Annotated in this window: 19 protein-coding genes; 5 read left to right on the forward strand and 14 right to left on the reverse strand. The window is 65.1% G+C overall.

Annotation, left to right across the window (positions count from 1 at the left end):
- Positions 1-7: 7 nt before the first annotated feature.
- From N826_RS26835 to N826_RS26875, 9 genes are read right to left on the reverse strand one after another with little or no spacing between them, the layout of a single operon-like run.
- Positions 8-379: a Zn-ribbon domain-containing OB-fold protein gene (locus tag N826_RS26835; protein ID WP_044433805.1), complete on the reverse strand. Its 372-nt coding sequence runs from the start codon at positions 377-379 to the stop codon at positions 8-10.
- Positions 376-1,512: a thiolase family protein gene (locus N826_RS26840; RefSeq protein ID WP_044433807.1), complete on the reverse strand. Its 1,137-nt coding sequence runs from the start codon at positions 1,510-1,512 to the stop codon at positions 376-378. The genes N826_RS26835 and N826_RS26840 overlap by 4 nt, the downstream gene beginning before the upstream one ends.
- Positions 1,509-2,318 carry an IclR family transcriptional regulator gene (locus N826_RS26845; RefSeq protein WP_044433808.1) on the reverse strand — a complete coding sequence of 270 codons (810 nt, stop codon included), beginning with the start codon at positions 2,316-2,318 and terminating at the stop codon, positions 1,509-1,511. Before N826_RS26845 ends, N826_RS26840 begins: the two co-directional genes overlap by 4 nt.
- Positions 2,319-2,328: 10 nt before the next feature.
- Complete coding sequence (locus N826_RS26850; protein ID WP_044433810.1) at positions 2,329-3,384, reverse strand: cyclase family protein; 1,056 nt, start codon at positions 3,382-3,384, stop codon at positions 2,329-2,331.
- Between the two features lie 30 nt (positions 3,385-3,414).
- Complete coding sequence (locus tag N826_RS26855; RefSeq protein ID WP_044433812.1) at positions 3,415-4,155, reverse strand: ABC transporter ATP-binding protein; 741 nt, start codon at positions 4,153-4,155, stop codon at positions 3,415-3,417.
- A gap of 3 nt (positions 4,156-4,158) precedes the next feature.
- Entirely contained in the window at positions 4,159-4,914 is a 756-nt protein-coding gene (locus N826_RS26860; protein ID WP_044433813.1) for an ABC transporter ATP-binding protein, read from the reverse strand.
- A complete protein-coding gene (locus tag N826_RS26865; protein WP_044433815.1) occupies positions 4,911-5,924 on the reverse strand; it encodes a branched-chain amino acid ABC transporter permease in 1,014 nt (337 codons plus the stop codon). The genes N826_RS26860 and N826_RS26865 overlap by 4 nt, the downstream gene beginning before the upstream one ends.
- Positions 5,921-6,781: a branched-chain amino acid ABC transporter permease gene (locus N826_RS26870; RefSeq protein ID WP_044433817.1), complete on the reverse strand. Its 861-nt coding sequence runs from the start codon at positions 6,779-6,781 to the stop codon at positions 5,921-5,923. Before N826_RS26870 ends, N826_RS26865 begins: the two co-directional genes overlap by 4 nt.
- 35 nt (positions 6,782-6,816) lie before the next feature.
- A complete protein-coding gene (locus tag N826_RS26875; protein ID WP_211099395.1) occupies positions 6,817-8,013 on the reverse strand; it encodes an ABC transporter substrate-binding protein in 1,197 nt (398 codons plus the stop codon).
- Positions 8,014-8,306: 293 nt separating this feature from the next.
- Here N826_RS26875 and N826_RS26880 point away from each other — a divergent pair, with 293 nt between their 5' ends.
- From N826_RS26880 to N826_RS26900, 5 genes are read left to right on the forward strand one after another with little or no spacing between them, the layout of a single operon-like run.
- Positions 8,307-9,659 (forward strand): acyclic terpene utilization AtuA family protein, encoded by a 1,353-nt coding sequence (locus N826_RS26880; RefSeq protein WP_044433819.1) that lies wholly within the window; start codon positions 8,307-8,309, stop codon positions 9,657-9,659.
- Positions 9,660-9,664: 5 nt separating this feature from the next.
- Positions 9,665-10,009: an AtuA-related protein gene (locus N826_RS26885; protein ID WP_044433822.1), complete on the forward strand. Its 345-nt coding sequence runs from the start codon at positions 9,665-9,667 to the stop codon at positions 10,007-10,009.
- Between the two features lie 27 nt (positions 10,010-10,036).
- Positions 10,037-11,086 carry an SDR family oxidoreductase gene (locus N826_RS26890; protein WP_044433825.1) on the forward strand — a complete coding sequence of 350 codons (1,050 nt, stop codon included), beginning with the start codon at positions 10,037-10,039 and terminating at the stop codon, positions 11,084-11,086.
- Positions 11,087-11,108: 22 nt separating this feature from the next.
- Entirely contained in the window at positions 11,109-12,161 is a 1,053-nt protein-coding gene (locus N826_RS26895; RefSeq protein WP_044433827.1) for an SDR family oxidoreductase, read from the forward strand.
- 41 nt (positions 12,162-12,202) lie between these two features.
- On the forward strand, positions 12,203-13,174 hold the full coding sequence (locus tag N826_RS26900; RefSeq protein ID WP_044433829.1) for a Bug family tripartite tricarboxylate transporter substrate binding protein: 972 nt from the start codon (positions 12,203-12,205) through the stop codon (positions 13,172-13,174).
- 34 nt (positions 13,175-13,208) lie between these two features.
- Here the strand turns inward: N826_RS26900 and N826_RS26905 are convergent, their stop codons facing one another.
- From N826_RS26905 to N826_RS44415, 5 genes are all read right to left on the reverse strand, one after another.
- A complete protein-coding gene (locus N826_RS26905; protein ID WP_044433830.1) occupies positions 13,209-14,789 on the reverse strand; it encodes an HAL/PAL/TAL family ammonia-lyase in 1,581 nt (526 codons plus the stop codon).
- Positions 14,790-14,838: 49 nt separating this feature from the next.
- A complete protein-coding gene (locus N826_RS26910; RefSeq protein ID WP_044433832.1) occupies positions 14,839-16,077 on the reverse strand; it encodes an AMP-binding protein in 1,239 nt (412 codons plus the stop codon).
- Complete coding sequence (locus N826_RS26915; RefSeq protein ID WP_052832109.1) at positions 16,074-16,829, reverse strand: methyl-accepting chemotaxis protein; 756 nt, start codon at positions 16,827-16,829, stop codon at positions 16,074-16,076. The genes N826_RS26910 and N826_RS26915 overlap by 4 nt, the downstream gene beginning before the upstream one ends.
- Before the next feature lie 87 nt (positions 16,830-16,916).
- Positions 16,917-17,306: a photoactive yellow protein gene (gene pyp / locus N826_RS26920; protein ID WP_044433835.1), complete on the reverse strand. Its 390-nt coding sequence runs from the start codon at positions 17,304-17,306 to the stop codon at positions 16,917-16,919.
- A gap of 280 nt (positions 17,307-17,586) precedes the next feature.
- A partial coding sequence (locus tag N826_RS44415) for a PAS domain-containing protein (protein WP_044433868.1) occupies positions 17,587-17,864 on the reverse strand: 278 nt, incomplete at its 5' end.

Consider the following 17,864-nt stretch of genomic DNA (forward strand, 5'->3'; position numbering starts at 1 on the left):
CGCCCCTTCAGGTGCTGGGATCGAAATAGGGGAGGAGACGGTCGGCGAAGCGGACGAAGCGGACCGTCACCGGGTCGCCGATCTTCAGGCTCCTGTCGCCATGCGCCATCATGCGAAAGCCTTCCTCGGCATCCACCAGGACGATCAGGTAGGGAGCCAGCGCGCGCAGGTCTTCCGACGGTGCCCGTGTCACGAGGCTGGCCGCATGGACCGTCCCCCGGCCGGAAGCCTGCCGGTCGGTGACATGGCCGCCGCCGCAGGTCGGGCAGAAGTCGCGGCGGAAATACCAGGCGGTGCCGCAATCGGCGCAAGTCTGGTAGACGACGGCCTCGCCGCCGCGCGTCCAGTCCGCCGCTTCGTTCCTGGATTCAGGGTTCATCGTACACGCTCCAGAAACAGGCTGGCATGGGAGGAAAGGACGCCGCCGTCGCCGTGCAGCAGGGTCAGCGAAGCATCCTTCGCCTGACGGGACTCCGCGCGGCCTGTCATCTGGCGATGCGCCTCGACCAGATGGGCCATGGCTCCCGCGACGCCGCAATGGCCGTAGGAGAGCAGCCCGCCATGGGTGTTGAGCGGCAATTCGCCGTCATGATCGAAGTAGCCGTCCCTGGCGCGCGACCCCGCCTCGCCGCGACCGCACAGGCCGATCTCCTCCAGAAGGATCGTCAGCGTGATCGTGAAGCTGTCGTAGATGGCGGCGTAGCGGATATCCCGAAGCGCTATCCCGGCAGCCGTCCGGGCGCGTTCGACCGATTCAGCGGCGCCGAACCGCGTCAGGCTGGGTGCCGCGCTGATATGCTGATGCGTGTGGGCCTGACCGGCGCCGATGATCCGGACGCCGGTTTCGCCGGTCCGCTCCCGGCTGACGACGAAGGCGGCACCACCGTCCGAAACCGGGCAGCAGTCCAGGATCTTCAGCGGCGCCGCGATGGGCTTCGAGGCCATGACGTCGGCGACGGTGATCGGCTGCTTGAACTGCGCACCGGGATGCATCAGGGCATGACGGCGCATCAGTACCGCAAGCTCGGCCAGATCCTCCTCGCTTACCCCACGCTCGTGCATGTAGCGCGACGCGACGAGGCCGTAATAGGCCGGGATCGTCGGTCCCAGCGGGACCTCGTAGACCGGGTGCCCGACCTGGGCCAGGGTCTGGATCGCGGCGTCGCGGGTCTGTCCGGTAAGCCGGTTCTCTCCCGCCACGACCAGGATGTTCTTCGCGACACCGCTCTCGACCAGAAGATGCGCCAGCATTCCCATGGCGCAGCCGGTGGCTCCGCCAAGCTGTATCGCGTGGGCGTAGTGGGGATGAAGGCCGAAATGCTCCGCGAACACGGTCGAGAGCATCAGGTGCGGCAGGGTGGTCGAGTAGCCGCAGATCAGGCCGTCGATGTCGCGTCGTTCCAGTCCCGCGTCGGCGAGCGCCGCAGTCGCGGCCTCGCTCATCAGATCGACGGTGGAACGTCCTTCAAGCCGGCCATAGGGTGTCAGGCCGACGCCGGTTATCCAGCTCACTTGGCTTTCCTCCGCTGGGATGGTCTAGATGGTGCGCGGGTTGTGGGCAGGTCGAACGCCCGGGCGATGAATTCGGCTTCGCGCCGCAGTCCGTCGAGCAGTTCCGGGACCCGCGTCCTGATCCGGTCGGTGAGGGCCGCGATGCTGATGGCTGCCATCGGGACACGGTTGGAACCCTGGAAGACCGGGATGCCGATCGCGGCCATGCCGTCCACGACCTTGTCGCAGAGCAGCGTGTAGCCCTGTTCGCGCGCCGTCGCGACTTCCGCCTTGATGATCTCCGGCGTCATCCTCGGATAGGACTTCAACTGGGGCGCCAGGGCTTCCAGAACAGCGTCGATTTCCGGGTCCTGTGCCCAAGCGAGCAGCGCCAGCGAGCCGGCGCCGACGCCCAGCGGACGCCGACTTCCGAAATCCAGGTAGTTCGCCCGGATCGGGAAGACGCCGACCTCGCGGTCGATGCAGACTGATTCATTACCGCTGCGGACCGACAGCAGGACAGTGTCTTCCGACAGCGTGGCGAGCCTTACCAGACTGGGCCGCGCCATCTCCCGGATATCCGAGGGTTGCTGAAGCGGTGCTATCATCGCCTGGATTTCCGGGCCAAGCACATAGGTGGCTTCGTCGTCGAGGCGGCGGACGAAGCCTTCCTGGACCAGCGTGTCGAGAATGCGGAGCGTCGTCACCTTGTTCAGTCCCGCCGCAGCGGTGATCTCGCTGAGGCGTAGTGGAGCCTTGGCGGACAGCGCGCGGAGGATGCCGCACGCTTTCTGGATGGCATTGAGCGGCGACGATGTAATCGGCATGATCTTTCCATCAGACTGTCGCCACCGGTGTCGCGGGCGATCCGACGGCACCCGGCAGCCGCAGGGGCGGCGCCGTAAGAAGGAAACGATGGCGTTTCCGCGACCGTAGCCAGTCCGCCAGGGGCGTCAACAGCCACAACTCGCCCAGATGGATGCCCAGCTTGAACAGACAGTGCTCGTGCAGCGGCAGCGACGCGCAGCAGCCGGAATGGTTCACCGCCGGATGGGCTTCGACGGCGTAGTTGTCGGCGATCAGCGCCGCCAGTCCGCTGTCGGTGATCCAGTTCAGCAGGCGGCCGTCCCGGCCGTTCAGCACCGCGCAGGCGTTGCTCATGCTCGCCGGGTCCGGTTTTCTGCCCATTTCCAGCAGAAGCTGGCCGAAGCCGGTGTGCAGGCAGACCATGTCGCCGCTTTCGACCTCGACGCCGTCCGCTTCCATGATGGACATCAGCAGATCGTAGCCGACCGCTACCCGCTCCCGGCCGACGCGCGCGTGCAGGTCGATCAGGACGCCGCGTCCCTGGACGCAGGTTTCCGCCATCTTCTCGATCCCGAGCGCCTGCGCCTCCGACGTGCTGCGTGCCTCCGCGATATTGGCTCCGCCGGCATCCTTCGGATCGCTCGGCCCCCTGACATGCTCGTCCGGGCGGAAGCCGTTGTAGTAGAGCGCTTCCGGTTTACCGTCGCCGTCGGCGTCGAAAAGCTGGCCGACATGGGCCAGACTGTCCCACTGGGTAGAGTACTGGGTGTGCAGGATGACGAGGTCGTCGCAGATGACGTCGGTCACATCAGGATCGTCGTCGCCGAGCCGGTAGTTCATGTTCGGCCGGCCGTTGCGCACCGTCGGCCGCAGTGCCGGCGGATGGCGGCGCGGGTTGAGGATGTTGCCGCCGGGATAGTCGAGCGGCAGGCTCAGGCAGAAGGCAAGCCCCTCGCGGACTTCCGCGACGCCCTGCCGGACCTTCTCCGGCGTCAAAAGATTCAACCGTCCGACTTGATCGTCGGGACCGAAATCGCCCCAGTTGGACCCGTCGGGCCGGTTCTTCCAGCGTTGTGACGTCGTCATTTCGTTATTCCTCCCGTGAATTCTTCGGCCTCAGCCGCCGCCCAGATAGACGCGGTGCAGCATGTCGCCGCCGCGCAGTTCTTCCGGCGTGCCTTCCCAGGCGATGCGGCCGGTTTCGACGAGATAGCAGTGATGGGCGTGCTGAAGGGCCTTTTCGACCAGCTGCTCGACCAGCAGGACCGCCATGCCCTCGCGGCAGAGTTCCGTGGCGACATCCAGGATGCGGTTGATGATGATCGGGGCCAGCCCAAGCGAGGGTTCGTCCAGGATGAGCAGCCGGGGATCTCCGACGATGCCCTGGCCAACCGCCAGAATCTGCTGCTGCCCACCGCTCAGGCGTGATGCGGCCTGATGGCGCTTTTCCTTCAGCTCCGGAAACAGGGTGTAGACGCGGTCAAGCTTCGAACGGTCTCCGCGCGGGTTACGGGCGAAGGTGCCGATCAGCAGGTTGTCTTCCACGGTGAGGCTGTGGAACACCCGGTGGCCCTGGAGGACCTGGACGACTCCGGCACGGACGATCTCGATCGGGCCGCTCGCCGTGATGTCCTGTCCGTCGAACTCGATCTTGCCGCCCTTCTTCGATATCAGGCTGGAGATGGCGTGGAGCATCGTGCTTTTGCCGGCGCCGTTGCGGCCGAGCAGCACGACGAGCCTGCCGGCCGGGACGACGAACGAGGCGCCATGCACGACTTCCGCCTTGCCGTAGGCGACATGAAGGTCGGTGACCTTCAGCAGGGTCTGGGCCGGTTGGGTCGGGATCATGTCATGCATGGGTCAGGCTCCCAGATACACGCGGATGACCTCGGGGTCCTTTCGGACCTCGTCGGGCGTTCCCCGCTTGATGACCTTGCCGAGGTCCAGCGTGGTGACCCGGTCACAGATGCGGAAGACGAAATCCGTGTGGTGCTCGACCAGCAGGACGCCCAGTCCGGCATCCCGCATGACCTGGATGATCCTGCCGAGATGCTCGGTCTCCAGCGCGGTCAGTCCCCCCGCCGGCTCGTCGAGCATGATGAACTTCGGCCGCATCGCGAGCGCCCGGGCGATCTCCAGGAAGCGCTGTTCCGCGTGTTCGAGCAGGTCGGCGCGGCGGTGGACGGCATGGCCGAGCCCGACGCCCATCAGCAGCTCCCCGGCGCGCCTTGCGAACTCCCGCTCTTCCCGCCTGGTGCGGCCGAGCGACAGGGCGGTGCCGAGGAAGTTCGATCCGACATCGCGCCAGGCGCCCAGCATCGCATTGTCGAGCACGGTCATGGTGCCGAGCAGCCGGGGCTTCTGGAACGTGCGCGCGATGCCGAGCCGTGCCCGGTGCTGGACGCGCGTCCGGGACAGGTCCTCGCCGTCCAGTCGAATATCGCCCTTGGTCGGCTCGTAGTACCCGGAGAGAAGGTTGAGCAGCGTCGTCTTGCCGCTGCCGTTGGGACCGATCAGGCCGTGGACCTCGCCGGGGCGGAGTTCGAGCGAGACCTGATCCAGAGCGGTCAGGCCGCCGAACGATTTGGTGACGTCGGTCACTTGCAAGGCTGTCACGAGCTTTGCCCCTCCCGGATTGCTGCGGCCAGCCGCGTCAGGTCGGGCGTCACGACATGGCTCTCGATCCGCCGGGGCCGCAGCTTCTCGGCCAGGACCTCGAACAGCCGTTGCAGCCCCTCGGGGATCAGCAGCACGACCGCCAGCAGCGTCAGGCCGTAGAAGAAGTTGCCCAGCTTGGCGAGCGGCGCCACCAGTTCCGGCAGCGCCGTCAGGATGATGGTCCCGATGAACGGCCCCAGGATGCTGCCGCGCCCGCCGATGATGATGCAGACGAAGAAGAACAGCCCCAGTTCGAACACGAAGGTATCGGGCGTGATGTAGCTTTGCAGGGAGGCGAACAGCGCGCCGGCGACGCCGGCGGTAACGCCGCTGAAGACGAAGACGATCAGCTTGGCGCGGAACAGCGAGATGCCGACCGCCATGGCGGTGATCTCGCTGTCGCGGATGGCGATCAGCGACCGCCCCCACATGCAGCGCGACACGTTCCAGGTCAGCCACGTGACCAGCCCGCCGACGATCAGGATCAGCCAATAGAGGCCGTCCGGAGTGTCGAACGGCGCGCTGACTCCCGGTACGGCAAGACCGATGCCGCCGCCCGTGATCTCGTCCTGCGCCAGCGTCAGTTCGGTCACGATCAGCGAAAAGGCCATGGTCGTCATGGCGAAGTAGAAGCCGGGAAGCCGGAGCGAGGGCAGGCCGAGCAGCAGGCCGCACAACCCGCCGATCACACCTGCTATCGCGATGGCGAACAGGGGGTTCAGCTCGTGCGTTCCGGCCAGGAAGGCGAAGGTATAGGCGCCGATGGCGAGCAGCCCGACATGGCCGATCGAAAGCTGCCCGGTGAAGCCGACCACGAGGTTGAGGCCGACGATCAGGATCCAGTAGACCCCGATGAGTTGCGCCAGATGCAGCTGATAGAAGTCGCCGACCCAGAGGGGCAGGGTGGCGAGCGCCACGCCGCCGGCGAGAAGGCCGGCGGAGCCGGCTGGAGAGCGGGTGTTCGTCATACCGCGCGCACCTGTCGCTGGCCGAAGATGCCTTCGGGCTTGAGCAGCAGGACGACGATCAGCAGACCGACCGCGATGGTCTGCTGATATTCACCGCCAAAGAAATACGTGGCGAAGGTGCTGAACAGGCCAAGCGCCAAGCCGCCGACCAGCGCACCGACATTGCTGCCCAGCCCGCCGGCGGCCAGCGCTATGAAGCCGTACAAGGTCAAGCCGTGGCCGACCGCGAAGAAGGCGAAGGTCAGCTGTCCGGCGGCGAAGCCCGCCACCGCGCCGAGCGCCCCGGCGATGACGTAGGAAAGGCTCCTGACGCGGCTGGTGGCGATGCCCCGCGCCTGCGCCGCGAAGACGTCTTCCGACATGGCGACGAAGACCTTGCCGTACATCGTGCGCCGATAGAAGAACTCCAGCCCGAGCACCATGACGATGACGGTGACGATCGGCAGCCAGTACTTCTGGTCCATGACTCCGGCCGAGAAGTCCTGTGGTATCAGGCGGGGGAAGGGGCGGGGCTCGGTGCCCCACCACAGTCCGACCGCCTGCTGGACCATCGTCGCCATGGCGAGCGTGGTCAGCAGCCACAGATGCTCGACCGGGCGGGACAGGACCCGCCGGATCGCCACGATTTCCGTCAGGAAGCCGAAGGCCGCGCCGACCAGCGCCGCACCCGCCAGGCCAAGCACAGATGGGACGCCGAGGTCCGACACCAGCCACGCTCCGAACACCCCGCCCAGCATGCAGAGATGGCCGGTCGTGACGCTCAGCACCTTCGACGTGGAGAACATGACGTTGTAGACGAGGGCGGTGGCGGCATAGAGCGCGCCGACCGCAAGGCCGGAAACGATGACAAGAAGCATGATGTCTTCCCGGACGGGAGTTTCAAAGAGAGCGATTACTGCGGAGCCAGCTCGAAACTGCCGTCTTTGAAAGTATTGGCGCGGTTAACGACCATGCCTGAATCCGGGAAGCCGTTGCGCTGGTCGGGACCCCAGCTATAGGTCGCATAGACGCCGTCCAGCCCAGTCGTGCTCTCCATCGCCGCCTGAAAGGCCTTCGGCTCGGTCGAACCCGCCTTCTTCACGGCATGCTCGATCACCTTGACCGTGTCGTAGCCGAGCGCCACCCACCAGAAGGTGAAGTTGATTTCGCCGCCCAATTTCGGCCGCATCGCATCCATCAGCGCCTGCGTCCGCTCCGGCAGCTTGCCGTCCGTGCCGTAGGTCGTGCTGACATAGCCGGCCGCGTAGACGCCATCCCAGTATTCCGGCTTGTTAAGCAATTCCTTGATCGGCAGCGCCATCAGGGCGGGGTGGCCGACGACCGGCACGTCCCACTGCATGTTGCCGCGAGTGTTGAGCAGCCGCCCCAGCAACCCGGTGGCGGCCGACCACGGCATCAGCACGTCGGCCCCCGCCGCGCGCGCCTTGCTGATCTCGTCGCTCAGATCGGTCTTGTTGGGATCGACCAGTGCCGAGTAGACCGGCTCCACCCCGGCTTTCTTCAGCAGTTCGGCGGCGGTCTTAGCGCTGGAGGTGCCGTAGCCGCTGGTGTCGCCGATCACCGCCACCTTCTTGCGCTTGAGGACGTCGAGCGCGTAGTCGTTGGCCGACTTGATCCACTGGGTATTCGTGTTGATCGCGCGGAACGCCAGCGGGAACTTCTTCGAATCGGTCAGTTCATCGATGCTGCCGATGACGATGTTCGGAACGCCGGCCTTTGCGGCGATCGGTCCGGTCGCCAGGGACTCGCCCGAATTGACCGGGCCGATGATGAAGTTGACCTTGTCGCGGAACAGCAGTTGCTGGGCGAAGTTGACGGCTTTGGTCGGATCGCCGGCGGTATCGCGGGTCAGAAGCTCGATCTGCCGGCCGTTGATGCCGCCCGCCTTGTTGATCTCCTCGACCGCATACTGCACGCCCTGGTTTTCGGCCACCGCCGCCGAAGAGAGCGGACCGGTGAGTGAAGACAGCCAGCCGATCTTGATCGGCTCTTCCGCCAGTGCCGTCTGCGAGATGAGGCCCGATGCGGCGAGGACGCCAGCCGCTGCCAGAGCACGCACGATCCCCACGCGGAGCATTCGCTCTTTCATGTTTCCTCCCGGACAATTTTTTTATCTTCTCTGGCCGTAACTCTCACCCCCACTCGCCGTCTCTGTCAAGTTACGATTCCGATGGATGGAACAATTATCTGGCGTTGAAGAGCCTTGATTTTAAAAATTTTCGAGTACAACATTGGTTTCCCGTGCCTGTATAGCTTAGTCACCCGATTTTCAGAGAAGTCATGTGTTCCATCTTATGGAACTACTGGATCCGAATGAGGCGGTAGCTTGGCGGCGGCGGGCAACGACAGCCCAGAAGAGGCGGACAACATGGGAGACATGCCATGAAGAGGCTCCGGATCGGTTCCGGCTCGGCCTGGTGGGGCGACAGGGTCGAACCCGCGCGACTTAACGCCGAGCACGGCGACCTGGATTATCTCTGCTTCGAGACGATGGCGGAAGCGACGGTTTCGGCAGCCCAGGTCCGGGCACGGCGCGATCCCGATTTTCCCGGCTACGACACATATCTGGACGACCGGATGCAAGCGGTCCTTCCCGGATGCATCAAGCGCGGCACCAAGATCATCAGCAACCAGGGCTGGATCAATCCGGATGGGGCGGCGCAGCGTGTCACCCACTGGCTGCGCGAACTGGGTGCCCGTGGCGTCAAGGTCGCCGCCGTGTCCGGCAGCGTCATCACCGACCGCGTGCTCGACCTGACGGACACGATCCTGGAAAACGGCAAGCCGACCTCGACCCTCAAGGACAGCCTCGTCTCGGCTGAAGCCTATCTCGGGGCCGAACCGATCGTCGAGGCCCTCCGCCAGGGTGCGCAGATCGTCATCACCGGCCGCGTCGCCGACCCGTCCTTGTTCATGGCGCCGATGATGCATGAGTTCGGCTGGGACCCCTCCGACCATGTCAGGCTCGGCCGTGGCATCGGCCTGGGTCACCTGATGGAATGCGGATCGCAGGTGACGGGCGGCTATTTCCCCGATCCGGGCTTCAAGGACATGCCCGAGCCGTGGAACCTGGGCTTCCCGATCATCGAGGTCGAGGAGGACGGCTCCGCCGTCATCACCAAGCTTCCGGGGACCGGCGGCGCCGTCAACCTGATGACGGTCAAGGAACAGATATTCTACGAGGTCCATGACCCGGCCAATTACCTGACCCCCGATGTCGTGGTCGATTTCACCACCACCCAGCTGGAAGAAATCGGCCCCGACCGGGTGCGCGTGACCGGCATCGGCGGCAAGCCGCGCACCCCGACTCTGAAGGTCTCGATCGGCTGCATGGAAGGCTTCATCGGCGAAGATATGTTCTTCTACGCCGGGCCGGGTGCGTTGCGGCGGGCGAAGCTCGCCAAGCAGATCCTGGAAGAGCGCTTCAAGATCGTCGGTCTCGACGCGGAGGAGGTCCGCATCGACTTCCTCGGCCTCAACGCGATCCATGGCGACGCGACGCCGAAGGACCTGCCGGAACCCTACGAGATCGCCGTCCGTGTCGCCGCCCGCACCAAGACCCGCGCGGAAGCGGTCAAGGTCGGGCGTGAGGTTGACGGCATGGCCGTTTCCGGCATCGCCATGACCGGCAAGCGGGTGCCTCACCAGGACCGGACCCGCGAGATCATCGGCGTCTGGTCGTCGCTGGTGCCGCGCGAGAAGGTCCAGTCCAGCATAGCCATCTACGAGAGCTGACCGCCATGCGTGTCCAATTGCAGCACGTCGCCCATGTCCGTTCGGGAGACAAGGGCAACACATCCAACATCATGGCCATCGCCTATAGCGAGGACCTTTATCCGCTGCTCAAGGAGCAGCTGACCGCCGAGCGGTTCAAGGCCTATTACGGCGGCGCCATCAAAGGGCCGGTGGACCGCTACGCGGTGGACCACTTGTGGGCGCTCAACTTCGTGGCCCAGGGAGCACTGGGCGGCGGCGTATCGCGCAGCCTCTGCCTCGACAACTACGGCAAGGCGCTGTCCGCCGCGATCCTCGGTTTCGAACTCGACGTGCCGGACCGTCTCGCCAACCAGCTACGCGGCCTTTGACCGTACGGCATTCGACCGGAGGCCACCATGACCAACCATGCCCTCGTGGTCGGGGGACTGGGAGTCGCCGGCCGCGGCATCGTCGCGGCCCTCTCCCAATCTCCCGACTGGAAAATAACGGCGCTTTCGCGCCGGCGGCCGGAAGAACCGGGCGCAGCACGCCACCTCTCGGTCGATCTGGCGGACCGGGCCGATGCGGAAGCGAAGCTGAGCGACCTGACCGACGTCACGCATATCTTCTTCGCCGCCTATATGGAGCGGCCGACCCCGGCGGAGGAGGTGGCGCCAAACCTTGCGATGCTGCGCAACACCGTCGAGGTCGTCGAGCGGATGGCGCCAGGATTGGAACACGTCAACCTGATGCAGGGCACCAAGGCGTACGGGACCCATCTCGGTCCCTACAAGACGCCGGCACGGGAAACCGACCCGCGCCACATGCCGCCCAACTTCTATTACGACCAGCAGGATTTTCTGACCGAGCGCAGCAAGGGCAAGTCGTGGAGCTGGTCGGCGCTGCGGCCGCGCACGATCTGCGGCATCGCCGTGAACACGCCGATGAACCTTGTCTCGGCGATCGCGGTCTATGCCACGATTTCCAAGGAACTCGGCCTGCCGCTGCGTTTCCCCGGAAATCCCGGCTGCTTTGGTGCGCTTCAGCAGATGGTCGATGCCGAACTGCTCGGGCGGGCGGCGGTCTGGGCCGCGACCGAGCCGCGCTGCTCCGCGCAAGTCTTCAACGTCACCAATGGCGGCCTCTTCCGCTGGCAGCATATGTGGCGGCATTTTGCCGAGTACTTCGGCATGGAAGAGGCGCCGCTCCAGACTTTGCGGCTGGTCGATGCCATGGCGGACAAAGGTCCCGTCTGGGACGAGATCGTGCGAAACCACGGTCTGAAGCCGCACAAGTTCGATGAGATCGTCTCCTGGAAGTTCGGCGACATGCAGTTCCACCAGAACTGGGACAGCATCTCCGAGACGACCAAGATCCGCCGCTTCGGCTTCCACGATGTCGTCGATGACGAAGAGATGTTCACCCGCCTCTTCGACCGCCTGCGGGAGATGAGGATGATTCCATAACGCTGGAGTGGGAGACCGGATCATGCCTCCGAAACGAATCCTGATCGCCGGCGCCCTGGGAGTCATCGGGCGAGCGCTGGTGGATCATTGCGAAAACGATCCCGATATCGAGCTGATCGGGCTGGCGCGCCGCCGGCCCGAGTTTCCGACGCGGGCCGAGTTCCGGTCCGTCGATCTGCTCGACCGTGCCGACTGCGAACGCCAGCTCTCCGACCTTGGAGACCTCAGCCACATCGTCTACGCCGCGTGGCAGCCCCGGCCGTCGCGGCGGGAGGAGGTGGCGCCGAACCTGACCATGCTGCGGAACCTGATGGAAACGGCCGGCGACGGTGCGCCCGGTCTGCGCCATGTGACGCTGCTCCAGGGCGCCAAGGCCTATGGCAGCCATCTCGGCCCGTTCCGGACACCCGCGCGGGAGACCGACCCGCGCCACATGCCGCCGAACTTCTACTACGACCAGCAGGACTACCTGTCCGAACTCCAGCAACGCCGCGACTGGAGCTGGACGATCTTCCGCCCGACCTTCGTCTACGGCTTCGCCGTCGGCAACCCGATGAACCTGACGACGGTGATCGCCGTCTACGCCGCGATCTCGCGCGAGCTGGGCTTACCGCTCCGATTTCCCGGCACCGATGCCGCCTACCGGGTCCTGTCGCAGGCAGTCGATGCCACGTTGATCGCCAAGGCTATACTCTGGGCCGGCGAAAGCCCGCAGGCCCGCGACGAAGTCTTCAACATCACCAACGGCGATCTTTTCCGGTGGTCGAGCCTGTGGCCACAGCTCGGGAAGTTGCTCGACATGGCGGTGGCGGAGCCTCAGCGGATTCCGCTGGTCGAACAGATGGCGGTGCATGAGCACGTCTGGGACGGCTTGGTGGCAAAGCACGGGCTGAAACCGTATCGGTACCGCGACATCGTCTCCTGGGCCTTCGGCGACTTCTGCTTCAACCGGGAATACGACCACATCCTCGACACGACCAAGCTGCGCCGGTGCGGCTTCGACGGGTGCGAGGACAGTTACCGCATGTTCGAGCGTCAGCTCGGCTTTCTGCGGGAACACAGGATCATCCCCTAGCAGGGGCGCGATTTCGTCAAATGCATACTGGAAAAGTCGACATGATAGGCAAGCTTTATCTCGGCCTAGCCCTGTGCTTGGCCACGGCCATGACCGTCCCCGCGCTGGCGGCGGATTACCCCGATAAGCCGGTCCGGATCGTGGTTCCCTTCCCGCCGGGCGGCACCACCGACGTTCTCGCCCGGATCGTCGCGACCGGCCTCAGCGAGCGGATGGGCCAGCCGTTCGTCGTGGACAACCGCCCAGGCGCCAGCGGCGTCATCGGCACCTCGATGGTCGCCAAAGCGGAGCCGGACGGCTACACCCTCGTCTTTGCCACGATCAACACCCATGGCATTAACGCCAGCCTGTTCCCCAACCTTCCCTACGATCCGATCAAGGATTTTGCCCCGGTGACGGTCGTGGCGAATACGCCCAACGTCCTGATGGTGCATCCCTCGGTGCCCGCGAAGAACCTTTCCGAGTTGATCGCGCTCGCCAAGGCGGAGCCGGCCAAGCTGAACTTCGGCTCGACCAGCCTGGGCGGGTCGCCGCACATGAGCGGCGAGCTTTTCAAGATGATGGCGAAGGTCAACATCGTCCACGTCCCCTACAAGGGCGGCGGTCCCATGCTGACCGACCTGATCGGCGGCCATATCCAGATGGCCTTCGACAATCTTCCGTCGTCGATGGGCCATATTCGTTCAGGCGAGGTCCGCGCCATCGCCGTGACAACGGCCGAACGCGCCCCCAGCGCTCCAGATGTCCCGACGATGCGGGAGAGCGGCTTGCCGGACTATGAGGTCGCCGCATGGTTCGGGATGCTGGCTCCGGCGGGAACGCCGCCCGAGATCGTGAACCGTCTCCAGCAAACCGTCGGCGAAATCCTGCAAAGCCCGGAAGGCGCCAAGCGGCTTGCGGACCTTGGCGCCGAGCCGGTCGGAAACACTCCCGCCGAGTTTGCCGAGGTCATCGCCTACGAGGTGACGCGGTGGCGCGAAGTCGTTCAGGCGACGGGCGTGAAGGTGGAGTGAGGCTGGTTTGGGCAAGTCCTGACAGAGCGAAGCGTCAGGCGCGCTCGGGGGCAAGCGACAGGAAGTCGTCGGCCAAGGCAGCGATGTCCGCCGCCAGGGACCGGTCCCGGCCGAGTGGGGGAACCGTGCGCCGCACGCGTGCCGCCAGCGTGCGGCTCGACGCCGCGAAGCCGGCCGACGGACCGCCGGCGAAGTCGATCGCCTGACTCAAGGCAATGGCATGGATAGCCAACACGTGTCCGCACAATTCGACCAATCGCGCAGTCTTGCGCGCCGCGATGGTGCCCATGGTAACCACGTCCTGATTGTCGGCATTGGTCGGAATGGACTGGATCGATGCCGGGATCGCCAGCGACCGCATTTCCGCCACCAGTGCGGTAGCGGTGACCTGGGCACCCATCATGCCGCTGTCCAGTCCGACCGTCCCGCCGGTGAGGAAGGCAGGCAATCCCTCATTTCGGCGCGGATCGGTCAACCGGGCAAGACAGCGTTCCGCATGCACGGCAATCCCGATGACGGCCAGCATGAGACTGTCGGAAGCATAGGCGACATGTTGACCGAAGAAGTTTCCACCGTGAAGGACATGGCCGTCGTCGGCGAAGACCAGCGGGTTGTCCGTGGCACTATTCAGTTCCGTTTCGACGATGCGGTCGTGGTGGTCGAGCTGATCGCGCACCGCCCCCAGCAACTGAGGAACGCACCGGATGCTGTAGGGGTCCTGCGGCATGGCCCGGTAGTGCAGGACGCCGTCGTCGTCCGGCAAGGTTTCCAAAACCGGAGGCGGCTGCTCCGAACCGGTCAGCCGGGTGCTTCCGCAGGCCAGCCGTCCCAGTTCGGCATGTGCCCAGAGCTGTCCCGGATGAGGGCGAACAGTGCCGAAACGCGGGTCGAATGCCTCCTGGTGTCCTCCGAACAGTTCCGCATTCGCAAGGGCAGCACGCAGGCTCAGGTCCAGCAGCGCGCGGCTGCGAACGCCGTTCAGCGCCGCGATTCCCGTCATTGCCGCCGTTCCGTTGACCAGCGCCAGCCCCTCCTTGCGGCCCAGACGGATCGGGTGCAGGCCGGCTCGCGCCAATGCGCCGGCGCCGGATAGACGCTCGCCGTCGACGAACGCTTCTCCCTCGCCGAGCAGGACAAGGGCGATGTGGGACAGCGGCGTCAGGTCGCCGCTGGCTCCTACGGTCCCCATTTCCGGCACGACCGGCGAGACGCCTTGGTTCAGCAGGTCGAGCAGGAGGGAGAATGTCGAAGCCCCGATCCCGGAAAAGCCCCTTGCGAGGGTGCCGGCCCGCGCCGCCATGACGGCCCGCACTTGGGCGACCGGCAGCGGCGCGCCGACACCCGACGCCAAGTGGTAGACGAGGCTGCGTTGAAGTCTCTCCGCCTGCTCCGGCAAGACATGATGTTCAGCCAACGGGCCGAAGCCCGTCGTGACGCCATAGATGCGCCGCCGCTCCTTCACCATGCGGGCAAGTGCATCGCTGGCCTCCGCCATACGCTGCTGGGCGGCGGGACCGATCGTGACGGCCCCGCCCGCCGCTATCCGGCCGATGTCCTGCAAGGTTAACTGGCTGCCCAGATCTACCGGCGGCGCCGCGATCGTATAGGAATCCATCCGCGTCTCTCCCGTCGTTGGGCGTCTTATTGAGCGTGTCGCCGGGCTTTCAGCCAAGCGGCCAGTCGGCCAGCTTGCCCATGGGGTCGCGAGGCAGCGCCATGCCGACGGTCCAGGACCGGGGACGCTCCTCCGTGGTGAGCCGGGCATGAGCCCAGGGGATCAGATCGTCCAGGATGGCCTCGTCGGACCGTCCCGACGACGGCACCACGAAAGCCTTTAACCGCTCGCCCCCTTCGACCGGAAAGGCCCGGACCGCCGCTTCCGCGACATCGGGATGGCTTTGCAGCACGTCAGCCACCTTCCCGGGGAAGACATTGACGCCGCCGACCTGGACGGCGGCATCCAGGCGGCCGGTCAGGCTGAACCGTCCTGGCGAAACGATCACGGTGCGGTCGGGCAGCGTCCCTGCCTTGCCGGATCGCACATGGCTGACGGCTGATCCGTCCTGGGAAAGCTCCCAATAGGGAAAAAGATGGAACGGGCCGTCCGCGTCGTCCCGCCAGCCGATCCCGCCCGTCTCGCTGGAGCCATAGACCTCGACCAGCCGGCCAAGCCCCTGATCCCTGACCGCGCGGGCGACCCCCGCATCCAGACGGGCGGTCGAGGAGGTTCCGGCCGCGCCGGAGGGCAGGACGGCGCCGGATCGTGCGACGGCGGCCCACATGTCGGGCGTCGCGACTAGAAGATCGCCGTCGGCCAGATCGGCGCAGACCCGGGAAGGCATCCGTCCCCGCGCGTCGACAACCGGCGCTCCCGCTACTCGGGGCAGCATCACGGTGAACAGGAAGCCGTAGATGTGATGGCAGGGCACCAGGGTGACGACGCGCCGTATGGGTCCCAGCAGCCCGGCCAGAAAATCGGCTTCCTCGGTCAGGCTCGAGGTTGCGTGGGTGCAGGACTTCGCCTTGCCGGTGCTGCCGGAAGTGCGGAACGTCAACGCCTCGTCGAAGCGGGCGAGACCGGCGGCGCAGATTTCGATCCACTCGCCCAGGGTCCGGCGGACCAGCAGGTAGTCCTCGATACCGGACCGGTGAAGGTGAAGCGCCTCGACCAGTGCCGTCGCAAGGCTGACAAGTTCCAGGCTGTCGGCTCCCAGGCCGTCAGATTCCGGGCCGGCCGCTCCGGTTCTCGGTGCGCCGATCTGAAGGCCGGGACCCAGGACACGCGACAAAGGTGCGGGACTACCCGGCCGCAGCCGCCGCAGTTCTCCCGTCAGCAGGTCGGTCACGACCCGCGTAAGGAAGTCCTGATCGGCCCACCACTGTCCGGAAGGGGTGAGGCTCATGATGCCTCTCGATCGGTCGCGGCAAGGGTCCGGACATCAGCTTCGATCTCGATCATGGCGGTGATCGCGCCGGCGAAGCCGTCGAGGCCGGTGTAGATCTCGCGGGTGCCGGCGGCAGCTTCCTTGAGCGAACCCGCCAGCGACTCGGTCGCCGCCGACTGTTGCTCGACCGCCGCAGCTATCCCGGTGGCTATCTGTTCGAAGTCCGCGACGGTGCGCCCGACGCCGGTGATGCATTCGGTGGCCTGCGACACCGATTGGCGCATCGCGGCGACTTGGGCGGCCACCGATTTGGTAGCCTCCGCCGTGCGCCAGGACAGAGCCTTCACTTCCGATGCGACGACGGCGAACCCTCGTCCGGCATCGCCGACACGCGCGGCCTCGATCGTGGCATTGAGGGCCAGAAGATTGGTCTGGCGCGCGATCTCGCGGATCAGCGAGGCGACGTCGCCGATCTTCTGCGCCGCGTCCTGCAAGTCCTCCATGACCTGTGCCGAGCGGCGTACGTCGAGCGCCGCTTGCTGGGCACCGCCGGCGGCTCGCGCGGTCTCGCCAGCTATCTGCCGGACGGCGCCCGACAGTTGATCGGCCGCCGTCGCCGCTTCGTCGACGCTCATGAACGATTGCTCGGCATAGGCTGAGATCAGCGAAAGTTTGCCTTCGGCGTCTCCCGCGACTCCTCCGATCCGCTCGGCGATGTCCTGCATCTGAACCGATGCCTGCGGCAGGGCTTGTCGGCTGGAAAGGTCCATGTCGTTGATCTCTTGGCGAAGGTCTCAGAGGTTAGACCGCACCGGCCCTTTCACGAACGGGCCGGTGCGGCGCGTGGACGATCTGGATCAGAGGCGCTTGACGAAAACCCAGTAGCTGTCGCCGACCAGCGCCTTCTTCATGTGAACCTTCACCTTGGTCGGCTTCATGTTGTAATCGAAGGTATACTCGATCACCGAATTCAGGTTGCCGGCCTTGACGCCGGCATCGAAGGCGCCCTTGAAGACCGGGGTATTGGTACAGGGTGCCACTTCCGTGAAGAAGTTCTTGCCGACCGTGGACTTCGGGTCGCGGCCGGTGATCTGCCCTTCCGCCGAATTGTACTGGATTATGCGACCATCGCGATCCAACTGGACGGCGCCGAATGCAAGATTGTCGATATCCTTGCCGGACATCTTTGCCATGACGTTCTCGATGTCGGATTTACCGAACTCGACAAGCTGAATATCTTTGAGCATTTGGTCCCTCGAAACTATTATCTGTGCAGGGGCAAGATCACCATCACTGCCACTACTTCAATATAGCGTTATTTAAATAATGAATATCCTAAATAGGTAACTATTTTATTTAAATATTATTCTTTATGCATATGCTATAAGATCTTTTGATAGTCCATTTTGCCTATAATGCCAGGGGTCGAAGAGATTGACCTGTGAGGACAGTGTTTGTTGGGCCACGGCCCAACCTACAGGCTCCTGCTTCGTCGGTTGGGCCGTGGCCCATCCATCCGAAGTGCCCCTAAGCCCATCTCAGAAAGATCCATGCGGTGCCCGGCTGGCGGCCGGAGCGCATCTCGATCAGCACCCTGACCGGCTGGGTGAAGGTAAAGACGTAGCTGAAGATGACGTTGAGATCGCCGTGCTCCATGCCGTCCTGGAACCGGCCGTGAAACTCGGGTGTGAACGTACAGGGCGCGATTTCACGGAAGAAGTCCCGGCCGATCATCAGTTCGGCATGACGGCCGGCGGGCACCGTCAAGTTGGCGGCGGGGTGGATTGCCTGAGCGGCGCAGGTCG

It is taken from the genome of Skermanella aerolata KACC 11604 (genome assembly GCF_000936425.1).
GTDB lineage: Bacteria > Pseudomonadota > Alphaproteobacteria > Azospirillales > Azospirillaceae > Skermanella > Skermanella aerolata.